General features: G+C 61.4%; 14 protein-coding genes. 5 read left to right on the top strand and 9 right to left on the bottom strand.

Annotation, left to right across the window (positions count from 1 at the left end; all coding sequences use genetic code 11):
* Window positions 1-16: 16 nt before the first annotated feature.
* The gene (gene pdxJ / locus KVG87_RS19795; protein ID WP_073473628.1) at window positions 17-760 is read left to right on the top strand and encodes a pyridoxine 5'-phosphate synthase; all 744 of its coding nucleotides are present in this window, start codon (window positions 17-19) and stop codon (window positions 758-760) included.
* A 37-nt stretch (window positions 761-797) separates the two neighbouring features.
* On the opposite strand, the gene mltF is transcribed toward pdxJ, so the two are convergent.
* Entirely contained in the window at window positions 798-2,258 is a 1,461-nt protein-coding gene (mltF, locus tag KVG87_RS19790; RefSeq protein WP_081932530.1) for a membrane-bound lytic murein transglycosylase MltF, read from the bottom strand.
* Window positions 2,259-2,543: 285 nt separating this feature from the next.
* On the opposite strand from mltF, the gene purL reads away from it, so the two are divergent.
* The 3 genes from purL (at window position 2,544) to KVG87_RS19775 (ending at window position 8,073) form a co-directional block, all read left to right on the top strand.
* Window positions 2,544-6,440 (top strand): phosphoribosylformylglycinamidine synthase, encoded by a 3,897-nt coding sequence (purL, locus tag KVG87_RS19785; RefSeq protein WP_217852206.1) that lies wholly within the window; start codon window positions 2,544-2,546, stop codon window positions 6,438-6,440.
* 5 nt (window positions 6,441-6,445) lie between these two features.
* A complete protein-coding gene (locus tag KVG87_RS19780; protein WP_016771558.1) occupies window positions 6,446-6,757 on the top strand; it encodes a YqfO family protein in 312 nt (103 codons plus the stop codon).
* A 956-nt stretch (window positions 6,758-7,713) separates the two neighbouring features.
* The gene (locus tag KVG87_RS19775) at window positions 7,714-8,073 is read left to right on the top strand and encodes a DUF6124 family protein (protein WP_076566012.1); all 360 of its coding nucleotides are present in this window, start codon (window positions 7,714-7,716) and stop codon (window positions 8,071-8,073) included.
* A 57-nt stretch (window positions 8,074-8,130) separates the two neighbouring features.
* On the opposite strand, the gene KVG87_RS19770 is transcribed toward KVG87_RS19775, so the two are convergent.
* The 8 genes from KVG87_RS19770 to KVG87_RS19735 all read right to left on the bottom strand — a co-directional run bounded on the left by KVG87_RS19770 (window position 8,131) and on the right by KVG87_RS19735 (window position 22,581).
* Entirely contained in the window at window positions 8,131-13,854 is a 5,724-nt protein-coding gene (locus KVG87_RS19770) for a membrane-targeted effector domain-containing toxin (protein WP_217852204.1), read from the bottom strand.
* Window positions 13,855-13,983: 129 nt separating this feature from the next.
* Window positions 13,984-15,699, bottom strand: coding sequence for an N-acetylglucosamine-specific PTS transporter subunit IIBC (nagE, locus tag KVG87_RS19765; RefSeq protein ID WP_217852202.1), 1,716 nt, complete (start codon window positions 15,697-15,699; stop codon window positions 13,984-13,986).
* Window positions 15,700-15,722: 23 nt separating this feature from the next.
* Window positions 15,723-18,236 (bottom strand): phosphoenolpyruvate--protein phosphotransferase, encoded by a 2,514-nt coding sequence (gene ptsP, locus KVG87_RS19760; RefSeq protein ID WP_217852200.1) that lies wholly within the window; start codon window positions 18,234-18,236, stop codon window positions 15,723-15,725.
* A gap of 34 nt (window positions 18,237-18,270) precedes the next feature.
* Window positions 18,271-19,293 carry an SIS domain-containing protein gene (locus tag KVG87_RS19755; protein ID WP_217852198.1) on the bottom strand — a complete coding sequence of 341 codons (1,023 nt, stop codon included), beginning with the start codon at window positions 19,291-19,293 and terminating at the stop codon, window positions 18,271-18,273.
* A complete protein-coding gene (nagA, locus tag KVG87_RS19750; RefSeq protein ID WP_217852195.1) occupies window positions 19,274-20,380 on the bottom strand; it encodes an N-acetylglucosamine-6-phosphate deacetylase in 1,107 nt (368 codons plus the stop codon). Before nagA ends, KVG87_RS19755 begins: the two co-directional genes overlap by 20 nt.
* 40 nt (window positions 20,381-20,420) lie before the next feature.
* Window positions 20,421-21,152: a GntR family transcriptional regulator gene (locus tag KVG87_RS19745; RefSeq protein ID WP_056783114.1), complete on the bottom strand. Its 732-nt coding sequence runs from the start codon at window positions 21,150-21,152 to the stop codon at window positions 20,421-20,423.
* Window positions 21,153-21,436: 284 nt separating this feature from the next.
* Window positions 21,437-21,952: a L,D-transpeptidase family protein gene (locus KVG87_RS19740; protein WP_217852193.1), complete on the bottom strand. Its 516-nt coding sequence runs from the start codon at window positions 21,950-21,952 to the stop codon at window positions 21,437-21,439.
* A gap of 74 nt (window positions 21,953-22,026) precedes the next feature.
* The gene (locus KVG87_RS19735; protein ID WP_217852191.1) at window positions 22,027-22,581 is read right to left on the bottom strand and encodes an NUDIX hydrolase; all 555 of its coding nucleotides are present in this window, start codon (window positions 22,579-22,581) and stop codon (window positions 22,027-22,029) included.
* A gap of 147 nt (window positions 22,582-22,728) precedes the next feature.
* Here KVG87_RS19735 and KVG87_RS19730 point away from each other — a divergent pair, with 147 nt between their 5' ends.
* Window positions 22,729-23,328, top strand: coding sequence for a CoA pyrophosphatase (locus KVG87_RS19730; RefSeq protein ID WP_016771547.1), 600 nt, complete (start codon window positions 22,729-22,731; stop codon window positions 23,326-23,328).
* The last annotated feature ends 4 nt before the right edge of the window (window positions 23,329-23,332 follow it).

Below are 23,332 nucleotides of genomic sequence, written 5' to 3'. Positions count from 1 at the left end.
ATTCAGGAGCGCATCCGTGACCAGCAGCAATCGCATTCTTCTCGGCGTGAACATCGACCACGTCGCCACCCTGCGTCAGGCCCGTGGCACGCGCTACCCGGATCCGGTCAAAGCGGCGCTGGATGCGGAAGAGGCGGGCGCCGATGGCATCACCGTGCACCTGCGCGAAGACCGCCGGCACATCCAGGAGCGCGACGTGTTGCTGCTCAAGGATGTGCTGCAAACCCGCATGAACTTCGAAATGGGCGTCACCGAAGAAATGATGGTATTCGCCGAGCGCATTCGCCCGGCGCACATCTGCCTGGTCCCGGAAACCCGTCAGGAGCTGACCACCGAAGGCGGTCTGGATGTAGCGGGGCAGGAGGAGCGCATCAGGGCTGCGGTCGAGCGCTTGTCGAAGATCGGCAGCGAAGTGTCGCTGTTCATCGATGCTGACGAGCGCCAGATCGCCGCCTCCAAGCGCGTCGGTGCGCCGGCTATCGAGCTGCACACCGGGCGCTACGCCGATGCCGAAACCCCGACTGAAGTGGCAGAAGAGCTCAAACGCGTCGCTGATGGCGTGGCGTTTGGACTGGCGCAGGGCCTGATCGTCAATGCCGGGCATGGCCTGCATTACCACAACGTCGAGGCCGTGGCGGCGATCAAAGGCATCAACGAACTGAACATAGGCCATGCGCTGGTGGCGCATGCGTTGTTCGTGGGCTTCAAGTCCGCCGTATCGGAAATGAAAGCGCTGATTCTGGCTGCTGCCAAATCCTGAGCAGCTACACAAAACTCCTGTGGGAGCGAGGTGTGGGTTAGAGCGGGGCGGGTTCTTGCGCCGGTTTCGACTTGTCGATCGCCGGCACATGCAGGTTGCCTTCGGCCACCTGATCGCCCTCAAGCTGCGGCTGGGTCACCCAGGTCAGGATGTCGTAGTAGCGACGGATGTTCGCCACGAAGTGCACCGGTTCGCCACCGCGGGCGTAACCGTAGCGGGTCTTGCTGTACCACTGCTTCTGCGAGAGGCGCGGCAGGATCTTTTTCACGTCCAGCCACTTGTCCGGATTCAAGCCTTCCTTCGCCGCCAGTTTGCGCGCGTCATCCAGATGGCCACTGCCGACGTTGTACGCCGCCAGGGCGAACCAGGTGCGATCCGGTTCCTGGATCGAATCGTCTAGCTGATCCTTCATATAAGCCAGGTACTTGGCACCGCCCATGATGCTCTGCTTGGGATCGAGGCGGTTCGACACGCCCATCGCCTGCGCGGTGTTCTGGGTCAACATCATCAAGCCTCGTACGCCGGTTTTCGAGGTCACCGTCGGCTGCCACAGGGATTCCTGATAACCGATGGCGGCCAGCAGGCGCCAGTCGACTTTCTCTTTCTTCGCGTAATTCTTGAAGTGCTGTTCGTATTTCGGCAGGCGCTGCTGCAAGTGCTGGGCGAAGGTGGTGGCGCCCATGTAGCCGAGGACATCAACGTGGCCGTAGTAGCGGTCCTTCAGGCGTTGCAGGGTGCCGTTCTTCTGCACCTTGTCCAGGTACGCATTGATTTCATTGAGCAGGCTGTTGTCTTCGCCCGGGCCCACTGCCCAGCTCTGGCTGCGCGCGTCGCCGAGGTCGAAGGCCACGCGGATGTTGGTGAAGTACACCTGATTCATCGCCACTTCGTTGGAGTCGACCAGGGTCAGGTCAATCTGGCCTTCATCGACCATGCGCAGCAGATCGACCACTTCAACCGCGTCGGATTCTTCATATTCGATGCCGGGATATTTCTGTTTCAGCGCGGCCAGTTGCTCGGCGTGGGTGCTGCCCTTGAGCACGGTGATCTTCTTGCCGACCAGATCCGCCGGATCGGTGGGGCGCGACTGGCCGTTGCGGTAGATGATCTGCGGGGTGACTTCGAGGTAGGAGTGGGAGAACCGCACCTGCTTCTTGCGTTCATCGCTGCTGACCAGACCGGCGGCCGCGAGTACCGGGCCGTTCGGCTTGCCGACCTGGTTGAACAGGTCATCGAGATTGTCGGCGGTCTCGATCTTCAATTCGACGCCCAAATCGTCGGCAAAGCGCTTCACCAGCTCGTATTCGAAGCCGGTTTCACCGCTGCGATCCTGAAAGTAGGTGGCGGGGCTGTTGCGGGTAACCACGCGCAGCACACCGTCCTCCTTTACGCGCTCGAGTGTGTTGGGTTTATCAACACAGCCACCGAGCATCAGGAAGAGTCCGGTTGCGATCAGCCATTTGGCGTATCGCGGACGCAAAGCCGTTGGGAAAAACATCTGCGCAGTATACGCAAACGGCCACGGGCGCCATATCTCGACAGCGTAGGACTAGTCTGCTAGCGATCACAAAATCGAACGAAATCCCTTGAATACGGGCCTTCAGGGCATTTTGTTACAGTAAAAATAAGCCATGCTGAAACGCTCGATTTACCTGACCCAGAAGGCAGAAACACAGATTGCTACCCGAGTGCAACCGTGCGTAGCGTTTCGGGTGATGTTGAGGTCGGTTTAGGCTAGAATGCACGGCCTCAAAGCACACCCCTTCCCGAGGCTGTCCCGAAGATGTTGATCCTGCGCGGCGCTCCTGCCCTTTCTGCCTTTCGCCACAGCAAACTCCTTGAGCAACTGAGCCAGAAGGTTCCAGCTGTCAGTGGCCTGTATGCTGAATTCGCTCACTTCGCCGAAGTCACCGGCGTCCTGACCGGCGACGAACAGCAGGTGCTAGCGCGCCTTCTGAAGTACGGCCCAAGTGTTCCGGTTCAAGAGCCGACCGGTCGTCTGTTTCTGGTGTTGCCGCGTTTCGGCACCATTTCGCCGTGGTCGAGCAAGGCCAGCGACATCGCCCGCAACTGCGGCCTGAGCAAGATCCAGCGCCTGGAACGCGGTATCGCATTCTATGTTGCAGGGCAGTTCAGCGAAGCCGAAGCCCAGCTGATTTCGGACGCGCTGCATGACCGCATGACCCAGATCGTGCTGGCCAACCTCGAGCAGGCCGCCGGTCTGTTCAGCCATGCCGAGCCGAAGCCGCTGACCGCCATCGACATCCTCGGTGGCGGCCGCGCCGCGCTGGAAAAGGCCAACACCGAGCTGGGTCTGGCCCTGGCCGAAGACGAGATCGACTATCTGGTCAACGCCTTCAACGGTCTGCAGCGCAACCCGCACGACATCGAATTGATGATGTTCGCCCAGGCCAACTCCGAGCACTGCCGCCACAAGATCTTCAACGCCAGTTGGGACATTGACGGCCAGAGCCAGGAAAAAAGCCTGTTCGGCATGATCAAGAACACCTATCAGATGCACAGCGAAGGCGTGCTGTCCGCTTACAAGGACAACGCTTCGGTGATCGTCGGCAACGTCGCCGGCCGCTTCTTCCCGAATCCTGAAACCCGCCAGTACGGCGCGGTGCAGGAGCCGGTGCACATCCTAATGAAGGTTGAAACCCATAACCACCCGACCGCGATTGCGCCGTTCCCGGGCGCATCCACCGGTTCCGGTGGCGAGATCCGTGACGAAGGTGCAACCGGTCGTGGCGCCAAGCCCAAGGCCGGCCTCACCGGTTTCACCGTATCGAACTTGCAGATCCCGGGCTTCGAACAGCCGTGGGAAGTGCCGTACGGCAAGCCTGAGCGCATCGTCACCGCGCTGGACATCATGATCGAAGGCCCGCTCGGCGGCGCTGCGTTCAACAACGAATTCGGCCGTCCGGCGCTGACCGGCTACTTCCGTACCTTCGAGCAGTCGATCACCACCCCGCACGGCGACGAAGTGCGCGGTTACCACAAGCCGATCATGCTCGCTGGCGGCATGGGCAACATCCGTGAAGAGCACGTCAAGAAAGGCGAGATCGTCGTCGGCTCCAAGCTGATCGTGCTCGGCGGCCCGGCGATGTTGATCGGTCTCGGTGGCGGCGCGGCTTCGTCGATGGCCACCGGCACCAGCTCGGCGGATCTGGATTTTGCTTCCGTGCAGCGTGAAAACCCTGAAATGGAGCGTCGTTGCCAGGAAGTTATCGACCGTTGCTGGCAGCTGGGCGACAAGAACCCGATCAGCTTCATCCACGACGTCGGCGCGGGCGGTCTGTCCAACGCCTTCCCGGAACTGGTCAACGACGGCGACCGCGGTGGCCGTTTCGAACTGCGCAACATCCCGAATGACGAGCCGGGCATGGCCCCGCACGAAATCTGGTCGAACGAATCCCAGGAACGTTACGTGCTGGCGGTCGGCCCGGAAGATTTCGAGCGCTTCCAGGCGATCTGCGAACGCGAGCGCTGCCCGTTTGCCGTGGTCGGGGAAGCCACTGCCGAACCGCAGCTTACTGTCACGGATAGCCACTTCGGCAACAACCCGGTGGACATGCCGCTGGAAGTGTTGCTGGGCAAGGCGCCGCGCATGCACCGTTCGGTGGTTCGCGAAGCCGAGCTGGGCGATGACTTCGATCCGTCGAACCTCGACATCAGCGAGTCCATCGAACGCGTTCTGCATCACCCGGCCGTAGCCAGCAAAAGCTTTTTGATCACCATCGGCGACCGCACCATCACCGGCCTCGTCGCCCGTGACCAGATGGTCGGCCCATGGCAAGTGCCGGTGGCTGACGTTGCCGTCACCGCCACCAGTTTCGACGTCTACACCGGTGAAGCCATGGCGATGGGCGAGCGTACTCCGCTGGCTCTGCTGGACGCGCCGGCATCGGGCCGCATGGCCATCGGCGAAACCATCACCAACATTGCCGCCTCGCGCATCAACAAGCTCTCCGACATCAAACTGTCGGCGAACTGGATGTCGGCGGCCGGCCACCCGGGCGAAGACGCGCGTCTGTACGACACCGTGAAAGCGGTCGGCATGGAGCTGTGCCCTGAGCTGGGCATCACCATTCCGGTGGGCAAGGACTCGATGTCCATGGCCACGCGCTGGAACGACAACGGCGAAGACAAGACCGTCACTTCGCCGATGTCGCTGATCGTCACCGGTTTCGCGCCAGTGGCTGACATCCGTCAGACCCTGACCCCGGAACTGCGCATGGACAAGGGCACCACCGACCTGATCCTGATCGACCTCGGTCGCGGCCAGAACCGCATGGGTGCATCGATCCTCGCGCAAGTCCACGGCAAACTCGGCAAGCATGCGCCGGACGTCGATGACGCCGAAGACCTGAAAGCTTTCTTCGCAGTGATCCAGGGCCTCAATGCCGACGGTCACCTGCTGGCCTACCACGACCGTTCCGACGGTGGTCTGCTGACCTCCGTGGTGGAAATGGCCTTCGCCGGCCACTGCGGTCTGAGCCTGAACCTGGACAGCGTTGCCGAATCCGCTTCGGAAATCGCCGCGATCCTGTTCAACGAAGAACTCGGCGCAGTGATCCAGGTTCGCCAGGACGCCACCCCGGACATCCTCGCGCAATTCAGCGCCGCCGGTCTGGGCGACTGCGTGTCGGTGATCGGTCAGCCGATCAACAATGGCCAGATCAACATCACCTTCAACGGTGACACCGTGTTCGAAGGCCAGCGTCGTCTGCTGCAACGTCAGTGGGCCGAGACCAGCTACCAGATCCAGCGTCTGCGCGACAATGCCGACTGCGCCGAGCAGGAATTCGACGCGCTGCTGGAAGAAGACAACCCGGGCCTGAGCGTCAAGCTCAGCTACGACGTCAATCAGGACATCGCCGCGCCTTACATCAAGAAAGGCATCCGCCCACAGGTTGCCGTGCTGCGTGAGCAGGGCGTCAACGGTCAGGTGGAAATGGCCGCCGCGTTCGACCGCGCCGGTTTCAGCGCGATTGACGTGCACATGAGCGATATCCTCGCCGGTCGTGTCGACCTCAACGAGTTCAAGGGCCTGGTGGCCTGCGGCGGTTTCTCCTACGGCGACGTGCTCGGCGCCGGTGAAGGCTGGGCCAAGTCGGCGCTGTTCAACAGCCGCGCCCGCGATGCGTTCCAGGGCTTCTTCGAGCGTAACGACAGCTTCACGCTGGGCGTGTGCAACGGTTGCCAGATGATGTCCAACCTGCACGAGCTGATCCCGGGCAGCGAGTTCTGGCCGCACTTCGTGCGCAACCGCTCCGAGCAGTTCGAAGCGCGGGTGGCGATGGTGCAGATCCAGGAATCGAACTCGATCTTCCTGCAGGGCATGGCCGGTTCGCGCATGCCGATCGCCATCGCCCACGGTGAAGGGCATGCCGAGTTCGCCAGCGAAGAAGCACTGCTGGAAGCCGATCTGTCCGGTTGCGTGGCGATGCGTTTTGTCGACAACCACGGCAAGGTCACCGAAGCCTACCCGGCCAACCCGAACGGCTCGCCGCGCGGGATCACCGGTCTGACCAGCCGTGACGGTCGCGTGACGATCATGATGCCGCACCCGGAGCGTGTGTTCCGTGCGGTGCAGAACTCGTGGCGTTCGGAAGACTGGAACGAAGACGCGCCGTGGATGCGCATGTTCCGTAATGCGCGCGTCTGGGTGAACTAAGGCCTGTGTACAAGCTGGCGTTTTTTGTTCCTGACAGTCATGTCGAGGTGGTCAAAGGGGCTGTGTTCGCTGCCGGTGGTGGGCGGATCGGTGACTATGACCACTGTGCGTGGCAGGTGCTTGGCCTGGGCCAGTTTCGACCGTTGGACGGCAGTCAGCCGTTTATCGGTCAGGCGGGGCAGGTCGAGCGGGTTGAGGAATGGAAGGTTGAGCTTGTCGTTGCGGATGAGTTGATCGTGGCTGTTGTGGCGGCGTTGAAGCTCAGTCATCCGTATGAGACGCCGGCTTATGAGGTGTGGCGGCTGGAGGATTTCTGATCTTCTTTGCTGCTGGAACGGGAGACCCGCAGATGAGTGATTGTCTGCGGGTTTTTTGTTGCCGCTGATTTTTGTGCGGGCGCATTTTCACTGTGGGAGCGAGCCTGCTCGCGAAGGCGCCCTTACAGGCGAGCATGCTGGCTGATTGGGTGAATATCCGTTGCTTCGGGTGTCGCGGCTGGCGGTTTCGCCCTTACGGCGAGTCACCTTTTTCAAACGCCAAAAAGGTAACCCAAAAGGCTTGCTCCTGCGTTCGGCCCTCGCAGGCTCGGGTTCCTTCGCTCCGGGACTGATCCGGGCGCAGCGGCTACGGTTTGCTTCGCTGCACCTCCTTGCGCTGTGTCTGGCTGCGCCAGACGGTCGCTGCGCTCCCACGCCCGGATCAATCCCTCCACTCAGCCTTCCGACGTCGCCGGTGGATCAAGATCAAGAGCACTCGAGCCTGCGCTCATTGTTGAGTGGGGCGGCTTCGCCGCGGGCAGCTGCGCTGCTTTGCTTTTGCTTTTGTGGGAGCGAGCCTGCTCGCGAAGGCGGCCTGACAGCCGACCTGTTTCTTGAGGTTGTACTCGATCCAATTGTAGGAGTGAGCCTGCTCGCGATGAGGCCCATCCAGGCGCCCGAGAACTTGAAATTGTTTAAATCCGGTACCCGATGACCAGAACCTTCCCACAAGGTTTTCAGGTTGTCCGTCGGACGTGCGATCTCTAGTCTTTTCCCGTCGCTGCGAATCAGCGATCGGGAGTGAGATCCCCGGATAGCTTGCAACTGGCGCCAGCACCACGATAATTGGCGCCAGCTCAATCTGCTGCCTGCTTTATGGCGGCTGTGTGCGGGCAGACTTCGGTCTGGCCGGTTGCCTGCTCCGGTGGATCTCACCTCGCACATAGCTGCCACCTATTCGCCGCGTGAGATCCGGCGATCGATGGCTGTCCATCAGCATCAGCAGGAGAAGCATTGTGGATAAAATCGTTCCCGATCCACCATACGAACCCACCCCCCTCGAACAAACCATCCGCGCCGACGACCTCGCGAAAAACCGCGAAGCGATCAAGCGGGCTCTGGATTTTTACCTGTGTCCGCAGCCGAGCAAGGCGCGCCCGCCCGGCACCATGTTCCTCATCCAGCCGGAAATCGACACCGAAACCCTGCTCGCCCACGCCTGTGAATCCCTCGCTTCAGCCAACACCCTGGCCAGTGATTTCGCCGATCAGTTGGGGCGACCGCAGCGCAATACGGCGCTGGCGATTCAGCAGATCATCATGCTCGCTGAGCTGGCGGTGAACCGTGCGCTGGATCGGGTGGATCCTCAGGCATGAAAAAACCACTGGGCCGTCAAGCCCAGTGGTTTTCCACGACGTGCAATCGCCCGGGCGTCACGTCACCTGTGTCAGCTTCACGTCTGTGACGAGCATGTCGATCAACGTGCGCAGGTAGGTGAAGGTCTGATCTTTTTTCTCCCAGCGATCAACGAAGAACAGACCCTTGTCATTGATCTGAATCGGCGTCTCAACGATCTCGCCGGACCTGGATTTATGCACCACGCTGGCGTTGCGGGTGTCTGCATTTTCTATAAGGAAGTTTCCGGGTTCGGTCAGTTTGCTGCGACTGACAGAAGGCGTCGCCGCAGACTTTTTCGTTCCGGGGACGGCCACCTCCATCACAAAATCGCTGCTCAAAGCCCTGACGTTGGCCTCGTGCTTGCCGCTGACAAATTCCCACGACCCACGGTGAATATCCCTGGCCAGTTCAGGGGCAGTATCGCGCACGTGCAGGCTGACGGCGGACAGTGTATCGGCCAGACCTGGCACACCGAGGTTGTAATTGGTATGCGCACTGCCGATGAAGGCTACCCATTTATGCGGCCCGTTGGCCAGTTGATCAGCCTCGATCACTTGGGTTGCAAAATAGCTGAACATCTCGTTTCGGGAGACGTGTTTGTCATACACGCCATTGAGGTGATAGGACGCCGTGCAATCGAGGGCTCTGATGCGAATGTTGTATTTGGCCGCCGCCTGACAGACCGCCGTGTACGTATCGCTCCCTGTGTAAGTCGGCATCTGCCCTTGATCCTGACGATGCAGATAAGCCTTGAGCCTGTCCGGCATGCGCTGGGTACGCAGAAAAGTGTCGAGATCGGCCTGGTGCAGGTCGGTGAACAGGTGCTCGACATACAACGTGTCATAGCCTGCTTGCTTAAGGGCTTTCATGTGCTTTTTCAGCAGCGCTTTGCTCGCTACATCGACGTGGGCTTCGCCGATCAGCAGATTCAGATGTCCGTCGGTCAATTGCCGCAAAAAAGCTTCGAATGTGCAGTCGGCGGTGAGCACCGGCAGGATCGGCGCATCGGGTGGGACGTAGTCGGTAAAAGCGTCCCTGGCGGTTTTTTCCAGGCGGTTGCGCTGGGCTATGAAAGCCTCGTAGGCCTTTCTTTCACTGGGTATTGTCGGGGTGTAACTCGAGTGCATGGAGTTGGGCTGATGCAACATTTCAGCAATATCGTCGCGCAGTGGCGAAGCAATATCGAACTCGCTGAAATGGTCAACCGCGCTAGCTGCGGCGGGCGGCTTGGAGACAGGTAGAGGTGCCTTGTAGGCACTCGGCATCTGTACGAGGTAATCACCTTGCGCTGTCGCGTCTCCCGCGATGGCACCGGGCGCATCCCTGCTTATGCGTGCGGGTTGGTACAAGTCGATGTCTTCAATACGCACGGCTACGGCCTCGTGCAGGTCGGCCAGGCCCGGGGTGTTGTCGAACGTGGTCATGCGCGACTGCTCGGTCAGGGCAATCCAGCGCTCTTCGCCGATCTCGGCCATATCGGTGGCAAGCGCTTTGTGCGAATAGAAGTTTCTGATGCGATTGTTTCGCGGGGTCAAAGGCGAGACCTCGGACATCACCATGATCCCTTCGAGTTGATAACTGGTCGAGCCGTCCAGCGCATGGATACTCATGCCTTTTTCCCGTGCCTTGCGCACCAGCGCCAGGTAAGAGAAAGGCGCGTCAGGCTCATGGCCCATGGCTTTATCGAGCGCCTTCAGATGTTTCTTGATGTGGTACCAGGACTCGCCCTTGTTGAACTTTTCCAGTTTGAGATGAAACACGTCTCCCGGCAGGTATTCGAGGAAGAGGTGCTTGTAGCCGTTCTCCAAGAGGACGTCGAGATTTTCGATCAGTGCCTGTTTGCTGGCGAGGGAGCCGGGCTGTGCACCGATGACCAGATTCTTTGCGGCGAATGCATCGCTGGCAATCAACTGTGCGAATGAGGTGTTGGCGGCAACCGCCGGCACTTCGGCGCGAGCGGGCAGCGGTGCGAGTTGGGCAAAATGGCGCGTGGCGTCCGTGGTGAGTTTTTCCACCTGTTGCAGATAGGCTTGGCGCATGTTGGCCATTTTGTCGACCACGTTGACCAGGATGACCTGTGGTGAGACGCCCATGTAGTGCTCGCCCAGCTGGAGCATTCGTCTTCGCGACTGCGGATCCAGCAATGTTTCGACGCGCTCCCGGTACTTGATAGCGACTCCATAGTCTTTATGCGGGCCGGGTGTCTCGGGCACGGCTTCGTATTTTGGTGCACCGCCGGACAGGCCGCTGCGCACCATCACTCCGTCGGAGTTGCGCACGGTCAGAATGCCGGTCGAAAGCAGTCCGGAGCCGTTCGGATCCGGGCGGTAGAGCAAATAACGGCCGAGTGCGTCCGGGGTAGTGCTGGCGTAATACGACTGCCCTCTGAAGACGACGGCATGCATATCGTCCCGGACCGGTTCGGTCGCCATCTGATCGATCAATGGCAGAAGATCCTCTTGCTCGTCGCCAACGGTGGTGACAGCTCGACGCAACGGGCGCCGGACGGGCTTGAGTGAACGCAGCGCCGGACGCAGATCCGTCAGCACCGCGCCAGCACTGTTGAACAGATAACCGAGCAAGTGCCGGAACGCTTCGTTGTTATTACCCTGACGATAGGCATGCAGGGCGAGCATCGCGTCCTTGAAGGCCAGCAACAGGCCGGTGCTCAGGCTCAACAGCGGGAACGGCGCGGTGGCGATGGCAGCGACCCATTCGACGCTCGTCCAGATCAGGCCGGCGATCATTTCGGTACGACTGGTGGTCGTGGCATGGACGTTGTCGATCCGCCGTTGCAACTTCATGTCGTAGAGCGCGGTACGCAGGTCGCTGACGGCGTCGGCCGGGCGCATCGAGTCATAACGGGCGGGGCTGGGTGTGGTTCTGTTGAGGTCTTTGGGCAGATTCTTGCGGATGCTTTCCAGATGCGTGCGCACCCGGGTCTGGGCGCTGACACCCACCCGCTGGGTCAGGTACTCGATCATGCCCGACTGCAGCAGCAGGTAATTGAACAGGCGCGCTTCGCGAAAGCGCACGCCGTCCGGTGCGTCCGGCGTATACAGCAGGACCGGATCGCCGCCATGGCTGAACAACCAGGCATCGATCACCCATTCGCCGTCGATCATCAACCGGTGGATCGGGTATTTCGTCCGGGTCTGCCCCGACGTTTGATCCATGCTGCTGATGCTTTGCTGCAGCCATTGCAGGTCGCTGCTGGCGATATGTCCTTGCAGCTGGCATTCCAGCGCGGCGCTTTGCATCTGGCGCTGAGTGATGGCCAGCGTCGCGTTGCGTCGGAACGCGTAGCCTTCGCTTTTCGAATCCTGCAGCTCGTTTTTGACTTTGTCGGTATAGCGTTTGCCGATCCAGACCCCCGTGACCGAGCGGGCTACGTTCTGCGCGGTCAGGCTACTGATATCGACGCCTTGCGGACCTTTGAAGCGCGCCGAGCGTGAGAATTTCTGGTCGAGAAAACCGACGCCGTCGGCATAGCCGTCGCGATACAGCCGGGTATAGGTCAGCGGTTTCGGCGTCCATGAGGGCACGATCGACTTTGGCGAATAGGCCCAGACGGTGTCCGGATCGACGTCATTGGCAGGGCGCTTGAGCAAGCGGTTCAGGCTGATCTTCGCTTGCGCATGCACGTAATCGTCAAACGCCTGAAAACGTCCGCCCGACAGCGGATGCTGATTGAACGCGCGCAAAGCCCCCTCGGCGTCGTCGCTCAGGGTCGAGAGTTTTCGGCGATTGGCCGCAGTGGTCGAGCGATACCACACCGGGGTGCTGAAGTCGTAGTCGTCGATGCGTGTGGCGAGCATGTGTTCAGCCATCGCTTTGAGGCAATCGAGATGGTTGCCCAGGTGGTCGAAGGCGACTTTCTGGTGCTCTGCTGCTTCCGGCTTCAGGCTCAGCCCCGACAACACCTTGCGCAGGGTCGAACGAAAGCGCATCGGTGCGCGGCTGATCAGATAGCCGGCCATGCTTTCGGCGGCGTCATTCTGCTTGGCCCAACCCAGTAGATGGGTCTGCAATTGGCGCTCGCTGTCGAACGCCTCGAACTGGCGTTCACGGGGCGCCTGCGGTGTGCAAAGCAGCAGGCGGCGGACCGCACCGGATTCGTCGTTCTGACGCAGCACCCACAGATCCTGCAGTTGGGCACCATGTAAAGACAGCGTGGCGGCGCGCAGCTGTGGATCGCTGCCGTTACGCAGGCGCTGGAGCATTTGCAGATCGCTGTCGAGCAGATGCCCTTGCAGCGCTGCGGCATGGGCGAGCGCGACGATGCGCTGATCGAGCATCTGCTCGATCGCAGGTTTGATCGCGGATCTCGCCTGCATCTGCGTTTGCAAGCGTGCGAAGTCGACGCGCGGTTCCAGCTCCAGTGCCTGCTTGATCACCCAGGCGGGCGTTACATCCGCGTACTCGTCGGATAACGGCAGGTCGTTGTAAGTCAGCCGGGTGTGGCTGAGAAACGCCGAGCCCGGCAACTCATCGCCGGTGTGCGGGCCGCGCAAGGTCAGCTCGAGCAAATTGCTCTTGTGCACATAAGCGCCGAATCCGGGGACCTGCCGATTCGTAGTGATCTGCAGCTGGTCCGGTTCCAGATCGTCGATTTGCAAATCATCACTCAGCCGTTCCAGCCATTGGTGGCGGGCCACGGCGATCAGGCTGACCGCCGGGCCCATCAGGTCAAGCAGGTTTTGCCGGGCATGGTTGTAGTTGCCCAGGTGCAACGCCAGTTCGGCCCGCTTGGCGGCGTCGGCGCTGCGGTACCAGTCCGGGGCGCTGTTGCGCAAATGCCGCTCGAACAGGGTTTGTGCCTGAAGTGCCAGGCGCGGGGTGAGATTCGGCAGCGCCGCGTCGATGGCGCGCCCCAGCTCGGCGATCAGTACAGCGCCATCCTGCTGCGGATTGGCGGCGAAACTCAATGCATGTTCGATATCCAGGGTGCGCTTTTCGATCAAGGCATCGTAGATGTGTTCGAACAGCGGTTTGCTGTCGATGGGCGCCAGCTGCAATGGCCAGATTCCCGCTGTACCGACATCGTGGTAGCGGCTGGGCAGCAGCTGCATCAATTCGCCACGGCTGATGCTGTGCTGCATGGTCTTGAGCAGATGGGCATCGAGATCAGCCAGGGAATTGAACAACTCCAGGCCCCTGGCCGGTGTGAACAACACGACGAAGCCAGCGCTCTGGTCGGTCAGCAGATCGCTGACTTTCGGGGTGTCTTTTTGCGTCACAAGAAAAGCCCCGGCCAGCTCGACAGTGGTTTGCTGATAAGTGAACTGCAACGCATACATGGCCGGACGCAACAGCGGGCCGAGTGCCAGTTTCTGTATCAGCTCGCCGGCCTGTGGGTGCAGCAGGCGATCGGTGACGGCCTGTTGCGCCTCGTACTCAAGCGCAGTGAAACCGGCGTCGTATTTGAGGAAGGTTTTTGCCGCTTTGCCGTCGATCTGGTCACGCAGATCCATGTTGATCAGTTGCGTGTTGAGGCGCACCTTCAGCGTGGCGATCAGTTGCTTGCCTGCCTCGCTCTGCAGGTCGCTGGTTGCCAGCGCCTGATAGAGCGCGCGGCTGCGTTGCAGGTAGCCGTCGCGATAGGTTTTCAGCTGCTCTTCGAGGCGTTTGAGATGAGCCTGCTCGGTGCTCGGTTTGTGCTCGGGCAACAGCGGAGTTTCGGTGTTGAAGAGCAGACGCCCGATCTGGTTGAGATCGTTTTTGAGCTCATCGGGTGTGGGTGCGTTGGGGGTGCTCATGGGCACGATTTCCATGCTGGGGATGAAGGGCCAGCATGGCGAGCAGGGCGTGGAGGAGGGTGGTATTCATGTATCGTGCGCGTGCCGTATTTTCGGCGCCCGCTCCAGCCCTCCCGCCACCCGCGCAGATCAAACCTGCGCGCTGACCTCCCCGCGACTCAGCAACGCCTCGATCGCGCCACTCAAACTCGCGGCCTTGTCCCCCACCAGCAAATGCCAGACGCCACCGTCCAACTGGCTGACACCCAGGCAGCCGAGCGCTTTGAGCTGCGCCTCGGACAGCGCCTTGGCATCGGCCAGTTGCAGTCGAATACGGGTCATGGCGATGCAATCGAGCTGCAGCACATTGTCGCGACCGCCCAGCGCATTCAGCCATTGCTGCGCCTCGTTGCGGGTAAGCGCAACAGTCGTCGGCTCATCGGCAACTACTACGGTTTCTGCCAAAGTTGTACGGCCCAGCGCAGGCATGGCCAAGCGAATCTCATCGGCAATGCTGTCAGCCAACGGCCCGACCACGACCTGCAAACTGCCACCCTTGCCCGGGCGCACCACCGCCATCGCGCCCAAGGCTTTCAGCTCGGCATCCGAGGCCTTGTTGCGATCGACCATCTCCAGGCGCAGTCGGGTCGTGCACGCGCCGACGGTGAGCAGATTCTCGGCGCCGCCCAAGGCTTTGATATACGCACTGGCGCGTTCGGTTTCCGAGAGCACGGCTTTTTCTGCCGTGGCCACGTCTTCGCGCCCCGGCGTCTTCAGGTTGAAGCGGCGAATACAGAAGTCGAAAACCAGGTAATAGATGACCGCATAAGCCAGCCCGACCGGCACCACCAGCCAGCCATTGGTCGATTTGCCCCAGCCGAGAATCATGTCGATGAAACCACCGGAAAAGGTGAAGCCCAGATGAATGTTCAGGCCGTTGGTGATCGCCATCGACAGCCCGGTCAGCAGCGCGTGCAGGAGGAACAGCAACGGCGCGAGAAACATGAAGGCGAATTCGATCGGCTCGGTCACACCGGTCAGAAACGAGGTCAGCGCCATCGACAGGAAGATCCCGCCCATCACCTTGCGCCGCTCCGGCAAAGCGTTGCGGTACATCGCCAGGCACGCGGCGGGCAGGCCGAAGATCATCATCGGGAACATGCCGGTCATGAACTGCCCGCCCTTCGGATCGCCGGCGAAATAACGCGACAGATCGCCGGTCACCAATGCCCCAGTGGTCGGGTCGGTGAAGTTACCGAAGACGAACCACGCCATGTTGTTGAGGATGTGGTGCAGGCCAGTGACGATCAGCAGGCGGTTGAACACGCCGAAGACGAAGGCGCCGATGCTGCCGCTTTCCATCATCAGCGCGCCGAACGCATTGATGCCCTGCTGGATCGGCGGCCAGATATAACCGAACAGCACGCCCAGACCGACCGCCGCGAACCCGGTGACAATCGGCACAAAACGCCGGCCACCGAAGAACGCCAGATACTCCGGCAGCTTGATGTCCTTGAAGCGGTTGTACAGCGCACCGGCCATCAGGCCGCTGACGATCCCGGCGAGCATGCCCATGTTGATGGTCGAATCGAGCACCTTGAGCGTGGAGATCATCACCAGATAACCGATCACCCCGGCCAGGCCGGCGGTGCCGTTGTTGTCTTTGGCGAAACCGACGGCGATGCCGATGGCAAAAATCATCGCCAGGTTGGCGAAAATCACTTGCCCGGCATCGTGAATGATCGCGATGTTCAACAGGTCCGTGTCGCCCAGGCGCAGCAGCAGGCCGGCAATCGGCAGGATCGCGATCGGCAGCATCAGCGCGCGGCCCAGGCGTTGCAGGCCTTCGATGAAGAGTTGGTACATGGCGTTTGTCCTTTTTGTTTTTGTTAGCGCAGAGGCCAATGTTGATGACAGGCGTGGCGAACGGCGGCGGCGCTGGACAGCTTGAGCAGGTCGCGGCTCAGGCGCTGACATTCGGCTTCATGCAGCTGACGCACGCGGTCCTTGATTTCACCGATCTGCACCGGGCTCACCGACAGTTCGGTGACGCCGAGGCCGATCAGCACCGGCGTGGCCAGCGGGTCGGAGGCGAGGGCGCCGCAGACACCGACCCAGCGCTTGTGCACCGCCGCGCCTTGGCAGGTCATGGCGATCAGACGCAGCAACGCGGGGTGCAGGGCATCGACCCGTGCCGCCAGCCCGGCGTGGTCGCGGTCCATGGCCAGGGTGTATTGCGACAGATCGTTGGTGCCGATCGAGAGAAAGTCGGCGTGTTCGGCCAGTTGTTCGGCTTGCAGCGCAGCGGCGGGGACTTCGATCATCACGCCGATCTCCGGGCGCTCGGTAATCCCCTGCTCAAGGCACAAGGCATCAACGCGCTGGCGGATATGCAGCAGCTCGTCGACCTCGGTGACCATCGGCAACAGAATCCGGCAACGCGACAACGGCTTGACCTGCAACAGTGCGCGCAGTTGCTGATCGAGAATTTCCGGGCGCGCCTGGGCCAGCCGAATGCCGCGCAGACCGAGCACCGGGTTGGCCTCGGCGGGCAGCGGCAGGTAGTCGAGTTGCTTGTCGCCACCGACGTCGATGGTGCGGATGATCACTGACTTGTCGCCCATGGCATCGATGACCGCTTGATAGGCGCGGCGCTGTTCTTCGACGTCCGGAGCAGTCTGGCGATCGACGAAGAGAAACTCGGTGCGCAACAGGCCGACGCCATCGGCACCGTTGGCAAAAGCGTCTGCCGCTTCGTTGCTTGAGGCGACGTTGGCGACCACTTCGATGTGCACGCCATTGCGGGTTTCAGCGGGCAAATGGGCCTTGGCCTGTTGGCTGTCGCGGCGCTGCTGGCGCTGGATTTGTGCCTGCTGTACTTCGCTCAGGCGCTCGGCGTTTGGGGTCAATTCGAGGCGCCCGCCATCAGCGTCGAGCACCACGGCTTGATCTTGCGGCTGCTCAAGCAATTGCGCGCCCAAAGCGACGAGGCACGGCAGACCTTTGCCGCGCGCCAGAATCGCGACGTGGGAGGTCGCGCCGCCCTCGGCCATGCACAACCCGGCGACACCTTGCGCGCTGAGTTGCAGCAGATCCGACGGCGTCAGTTCGTGGGCGGCAACGATGGCGCCGGCCGGAACCTGGTATTGCCAGGCCTCGCCAAGCAGGGCGCGCAGGACGCGTTGTTTTAGATCACGCAAATCGTTGGCCCGTTCGGCCAGCAGCGGACTGCCGGTGCCTTGCAGCATGTCGCACTGGGTGTCGATCGACTGGCTCCAGGCGTGCGTCGCAGCGGTGCCTTGCGCGATGAATTGCTGCGCGGCGTCGAGCAGGGCCGGGTCTTCGAGCAGCGCCATGTGTGCAGCGAAGATCGCTTCTTCGTCGGCGTTCTTGTGCTTTTTCGCCTGGGCGAGGGTGGCGGCGATTTCGCTGCGCACCGCGTTCAATGCCGTTTCAAGAGTCTGCTGCTGTTGCACTGGATCGTGATGGCCCGCATCCACCGGCAAGGTGATCGCGTTCAAGCGAAACAAAGGCCCGGCGACCAGCCCCGGCGCCGCGCAAACACCGTGCAACACGCCAGCCTCGGCCGGGCGTTTCAGCGCCGCAGTGGAGGTCGGCGCTTGCGCGTGATGATCATCCGGCAGCGCCGTGGCCAATGCGCTGAGCAGAGCTTGCAATGCGGCATCGGCGTCCGGCCCCTGACAACTGACCTGCACCTCATCCTGCTCGCCAATGGCCAGACCCATCAAACCGATCAGGCTGTTGCACGGCGCCGATTTACCGTTGAAGTGCAGCTGTGAATGGCTGCTGAAACCCTGGGCGGTCTGGCGGATCAGCGCAGCCGGGCGCGCATGCAAGCCGCCGCGATGAGCGACCCGTGCCTGGCCACGAACCTCAGGCCCACCGCTTGTATCGGCATTCGCCGCGACAACATTGCGCGCGATGATGTGCAATAACGGCTCGCCGACTTTCACCGCTTTGAGGGTGATCGGCCGCACCTGAAAATCCGCGCTGTTGGTCAGGATCAACAGGCTGACCAGGCTTTTGCAGTGCTGGCCGACCTTGTCCAGGTCATAGCGCAGCAGCGGCTGACCGAGGCTGACGCGATCACTTTCCTTGACCAGCATGGCGAAACCTTCACCGTTCAATTCAACGGTGTCGAGACCCAGATGCAAAAGGATTTCCGCACCGTTGTCGGCGCGCACGGTCACCGCATGGCTGCTGCGCGCGACGTGGATGACCACGCCGGCGCAGGGCGAATACAGCGTGTCGTTGAGCGGGTCGATGGCGATGCCGTCGCCCATCGCGCCACTGGCGAACACCGCGTCCGGGACGTTGGCGAGCGTCAGCACCGGGCCGCTGAGCGGGGCGCTGAGGGTCAGCTCTTTATTGTTGTCGGGCATGGCTGGGTCTCATCAGGTGTGCAGTCAGTCGGACTTAATGCGTGCGGGTTACTTTGCTCAAATGGCGCGGCTGATCCGGGTCCATGCCCCGCGCCTCGGCCAGGCCAGCGGCCATTACGTAGAAACTCTGGATCGCCAGAATCGGGTCGAGGGCCGGGTGTTCGGCGCGGCTCAGGGTCAGGTCGCGTTCGTTGACGTCATCTGGCGCGGCGAGCAAGACCCGGGCGCCGCGTTGACGCATCTCTGCCGCGAGGCTCAGCAGGCCGGCCTGCTCGGCACCGCGTGGGGCGAACACCAGCAGCGGATAGTGTTCGTCGATCAGTGCCATCGGGCCATGACGGACTTCGGCGCTGCTGAACGCTTCGGCCTGAATCGCCGAGGTTTCCTTGAACTTCAGCGCCGCTTCCTGGGCAATCGCGAAACCGGCGCCACGGCCGATCACCATCAGGCGCTCGCAATCGCGCAGGGCTTCGATGGCCACGCTCCAGTCCTGTTTCGCCGCTTCGCGCAGGCCTTCTGGCAGCGCATCGTGGGCTTGCAGCAATTCGCTGTCCTCTTTCCAGTGCGCGATCAAACGCGCGCTGGCGCTGAGGGTGGCGATAAAACTCTTGGTCGCGGCGACGCTGCTTTCCGTGCCGGCGAGCAGCGGCAGGCTGAATTCACACGCCGCTTCCAGTGGCGAATCGGCGGCATTGACCATCGACACGCTCAGCGCGCCACGCTTGCGCAACAGGCGCAGGCTGTTGACCAGATCCGGGCTCTGCCCCGACTGCGAAAACGCAAAGGCGACCTGACCGCTGACTTTCAGCGGCGCCTGCTGCATGGTCACCACCGACATCGGCAACGAGGCCACCGGCACGCCCAGTTGCTGCATGGTCAGGTAGGCGAAGTAGCTCGCCGCGTGGTCGGAGCTGCCACGGGCGACGGTCATCGCCACTTGCGGTGGCTGCCGGCGCAGGCGCCCGGCGATCTCGATCATCGGCGCGTCGAGCTGTTGCAGTTGGGCTTGCACGGCCTCGAACGAGGACAGCGCCTCTTCAAGCATTTTTGAAGTCAATGTCTTCTCCTTCGACCATGACGGCGGTCAGTGTGAGTGAGCGATCAAGCCGCACGCAGTCGGCCCAGGCGCCGGGGGCAAGGCGCCCGCGTTCGGTGATGCCGAGATAGTCGGCGGGAAATTGCGACAGACGCTGCGAGGCTTCGGCGATAGGCAAACCGATCTTCACCAGATTGCGCAGGGCCTGATCCATGGTCAGGGTGCTGCCGGCCAGCGTGCCGTCGGGCAGACGCACGCCGCCCAGGCATTTGGTCACGGTGTGGCTGCCAAGCTTGTATTCACCGTCGGGCATGCCGGCGGCGGCGGTCGAATCGGTGACGCAATACAGGCACGGGATCGAACGCAGGGCCACGCGAATGGCGCCGGGGTGTACGTGCAGCAGATCGGGAATCAGCTCGGCGTATTTGGCGTGCGCCAGTGCTGCGCCGACGATGCCCGGCTCGCGGTGATGCAGCGGGCTCATGGCGTTGTAGAGGTGGGTGAAACTGCTGGCACCGGCAGCCAGCGCGGCGACGCCTTCCTCGTAGCTGCCGAGGGTGTGGCCGATCTGCATGCGGATGCCACGGCTGCTCAGCTCGCGAATCAATGCATCGTGACCGGCGATTTCCGGGGCAATGGTGATGACGCGGATCGGTGCCAGCGCCAGATATTCTTCGACTTCTGCCATCAACGCGGTGTGGGCGAAGTTCGGTTGAGCGCCGAGTTTTCCCGGGTTGATGTAAGGGCCTTCAAGGTGTACGCCAAGCACTCGCGCGGCGCCTTTCGGACGCTGTTCACAGAATTCTCCTACGTCTTTGAGGACGCTGGAGATCTCCGCGCTCGGCGCAGTCATTGTCGTGGCCAACAGCGAAGTGGTGCCGAAACGCACGTGGGTTCTGCTGATGGTTTCGAAGGCTTCGGCGCCTTCCATGATGTCTTTGCCACCGCCGCCATGCACATGCAGGTCGATGAAACCCGGCAGCAGATAGGGCAGATCGTTAGCCGCCGGATCGCAGGGCACGCCTTCGATCGACACGATCTTGCCGTGTTCGTGAATCAGCCGGCCGCGAACCCAGCCGCTGGCGGTGAGGATGTTGTCTTCGGACATTTCGGTTCTCGCTTGGGGCCGCGCTCAGCGACGCGGCTCTTTATCTACGAAGCTCTGCAACAAAGTCGTAGTAGTCGTTGCGGCAATAGGTGTCGGTGACTTCGATCGGCGTGTTGTCTTCCAGATAGCCGACCCGGGTCATCAGCAGCATGGCGGTGCCGGGGGCGATGCCGACCAGTGCGGCGAATTCGTCAGAGGCGTTGATTGCCTGGATGTGCTGAAGGGCGCGGACGATCGGTTTGCCGATGCCGTCGAGGTATTCGTAAAGCGAATCGCCCACCGCTTGCGGCCTGGGCATGATCGACGCGGGCAGGGTACTCATTTCGATCGCCATGACCGTGTCATCGGCTTTGCGCAGACGCTTCATGCGCGCGACCTTGTCGTTCGGCGACAGGCTGAGGCGGATCAGTTCTTCGTGGGTTGGCAGGGTGATCTCCCGCTCCAGCCATTTCGAACTCGGCACGAAACCTTTCAGGCGCAGCATTTCGCTGAAGCCGGACAGGCGCGACAGCGGTTGTTCCAGGCGTGGGGTGATGAACGTGCCCGAGCCTTGCAGGCGGCGGATCAGGCCTTGCTCAAGCAAGACTTCCAGCGCCTTGCGTGCGGTGACTCGGGAGATGCCGAGCTGGTCGCTGAGGTTGCGCTCGGACGGCATCGCCTGTTCGGCCTTCCACTGCCCGGCATGAATCGCCGCTTCCAGATTGCGCGCCAGTTGCAAGTACAGCGGCGTCGGCTGGGAATCGTCGGGACGTAGGGGCTGGAGGTCGTTCATTTAGGTCGTTTCCGTCGCGAGTATAGGATTGTTGTGGCTCGCTTGTGCGACGGAAACTAATACCACTTGAATACCATGTCAACGCGCTGAAACGGTGCCTGACCCAATAGATTGGCGGTTTTCAGAGGGCGTATTTGCAAGTGGTATTAGTGTGGGTCTGTAAAAAAGCAAAAGATCGCAGCTAGCGGCAGCTCCTACAGTTGGGAGTGGTATCACCTCTGTAGGAGCTGCCGCAGGCTGCGATCTTTTGATTTATTTTTTTGCGGGTGACCAGTGGTCAGGGATTAAGGGCGAATCTCGATCATCGTGCCGTCCGGTACCAGATTCCACACTTCACGCATGTCGACGTTGCGCATGGCGATACAGCCATCGGTCCAGTCGAGGGTATGGAACAACTGCTCCGGGTTGTCTGCCGAGTCCGGAGTGCCGTGGATCATGATCATGCCGCCAGGCTCGACGCCTTCACGACGCGCGCGGGCGGCATCGCTGATGTTCGGGTAGGAAATGTGCATCGACAGGTTGAATTTCTCGCTGGTCTTGCGCCAGTCGATCCAATAGAAACCTTCGGGAGTGCGTTTGTCGCCCTCGATCAGTTTCGGGCCTTTCTTCGCGCCCTTGCCCAAGGAAATGCGATAGGTCTTCAGCGGCTTGCCGTCGGCAATCAACTGCAGTTGGTGAGCCGATTTGAGTACCAGGACTTTTTCGATCAGTGGAGTGTTCGAGGGCGTCACGGTGGTCACGAATGACGCTTGCGAAACGCTGACGAACGACAGGCAGAACAGGGCAAGCAACCAGCGCATTGAAACGATTCCCCAGGGAGTGACGCAATCAGGTTTTAGGTAGGAGCTGCCGAAGGCTGCGATCTTTTGATCTTCTAGCCAACAATCACCGGCTGAACCAATGGCGGAATCGATTCCGAACGAACCGGATACTTCTCGACGCGCCGATCAGCGAAGAAGCATTCTAAGGTACGCCCGACCGTGCGGAAAGCCAGCTCGTCCCAGGGAATGTCGGCTTCTTCGAACAGCTGCACTTCAAGGCTTTCCGGCCCGGCCGCATACTGCAGATCGGCCAGTTCGGCGCGGAAGAACACATGCACCTGGCTGATGTGCGGCACGTCGATCAGCGTGTAAATGCTCAGGTTGCGCACCCGGGCGCAGGCTTCTTCGGCGGTTTCGCGGATGGCGGCCTGCTCGATGGTCTCGCCGTTTTCCATGAAACCGGCGGGCAGCGTCCAGTAACCGAGACGCGGCTCGATGGCGCGGCGGCAGAGCAGCACTTTCGTCCCCCAGGTCGGTACGCACCCGGCGACGATATTGGGATTCTGGTAGTGAATGGTCTTACAGCTGTCGCAGACAAATCGCAGCCGCGAGTCGCCTTCGGGAATGCGCTGGGTGACCGGGTTACCGCAGTGGCTGCAAAATTTCATGCTCGGGTTCCTGAATGCTGCGCCTATCTTGGCGTGCAGCGGGGCCGGTCGGCAAGTTGTCGTTTCGCGACACGACGGGTTTCGGGGGCTTGGGCGCTCGCTTTGATTGGTGCATGATGCGGAGCAAGGCACCGATCGAGAACACTCATGCTGGACGAGCTACTGCATAGGGTAAGCAACCACACACCGCGCACGCTGGAGACCGACGCACGTTTCCCCGAAGCCGCCGTGCTGGTGCCGATCACCCGCAGTGACGAACCGGAACTGGTCCTGACCCTGCGCGCCAGCGGGCTTTCGACCCATGGCGGCGAGGTCGCCTTCCCCGGAGGGCGACGCGACCCGGAAGATCCGGACCTCATATTCACCGCGCTGCGCGAAGCCGAAGAAGAGATCGGCCTGCCACCGGGTCTGGTCGAAGTCATCGGCCCGCTAAGCCCGCTGATCTCCCTGCACGGCATCAAGGTAACGCCGTATGTCGGCGTGATTCCCGACTTCGTCGAATACCAGCCCAACGATGCCGAGATCGCCGCCGTCTTCAGCGTACCGCTGGAATTCTTCCGCAAGGACCCGCGCGAGCATACCCATCGCATCGATTATCAGGGCCGCAGTTGGTATGTGCCGAGCTATCGCTTCGGCGAGTACAAGATCTGGGGCCTGACGGCGATCATGATCGTCGAGTTGATCAACCTGCTCTATGACGCCAAAATCAGCCTGCACCGACCGCCGAAAAGTTTTATCGATACCTGAGCCG

Origin of the sequence: Pseudomonas siliginis (genome assembly GCF_019145195.1) — a bacterium.
GTDB lineage: Bacteria > Pseudomonadota > Gammaproteobacteria > Pseudomonadales > Pseudomonadaceae > Aquipseudomonas > Aquipseudomonas siliginis.
The sequence above is the reverse complement of the archived record's forward strand: the minus strand, read 5'-3'. Positions and strand labels throughout refer to the sequence as shown.

Excerpts from the sequence above, each read along its gene's own strand:
- mltF (WP_081932530.1), bottom strand. The coding sequence starts at position 2,258 with ATGTTTTTCCCAACGGCTTTGCGTCCGCGATACGCCAAATGGCTGATC.
- purL (WP_217852206.1), top strand. The coding sequence starts at position 2,544 with ATGTTGATCCTGCGCGGCGCTCCTGCCCTTTCTGCCTTTCGCCACAGC.
- KVG87_RS19770 (WP_217852204.1), bottom strand. The coding sequence starts at position 13,854 with ATGAGCACCCCCAACGCACCCACACCCGATGAGCTCAAAAACGATCTC.
- nagE (WP_217852202.1), bottom strand. The coding sequence starts at position 15,699 with ATGTACCAACTCTTCATCGAAGGCCTGCAACGCCTGGGCCGCGCGCTG.
- ptsP (WP_217852200.1), bottom strand. The coding sequence starts at position 18,236 with ATGCCCGACAACAATAAAGAGCTGACCCTCAGCGCCCCGCTCAGCGGC.
- nagA (WP_217852195.1), bottom strand. The coding sequence starts at position 20,380 with ATGTCCGAAGACAACATCCTCACCGCCAGCGGCTGGGTTCGCGGCCGG.
- KVG87_RS19745 (WP_056783114.1), bottom strand. The coding sequence starts at position 21,152 with ATGAACGACCTCCAGCCCCTACGTCCCGACGATTCCCAGCCGACGCCG.
- KVG87_RS19740 (WP_217852193.1), bottom strand. The coding sequence starts at position 21,952 with ATGCGCTGGTTGCTTGCCCTGTTCTGCCTGTCGTTCGTCAGCGTTTCG.
- KVG87_RS19735 (WP_217852191.1), bottom strand. The coding sequence starts at position 22,581 with ATGAAATTTTGCAGCCACTGCGGTAACCCGGTCACCCAGCGCATTCCC.
- KVG87_RS19730 (WP_016771547.1), top strand. The coding sequence starts at position 22,729 with ATGCTGGACGAGCTACTGCATAGGGTAAGCAACCACACACCGCGCACG.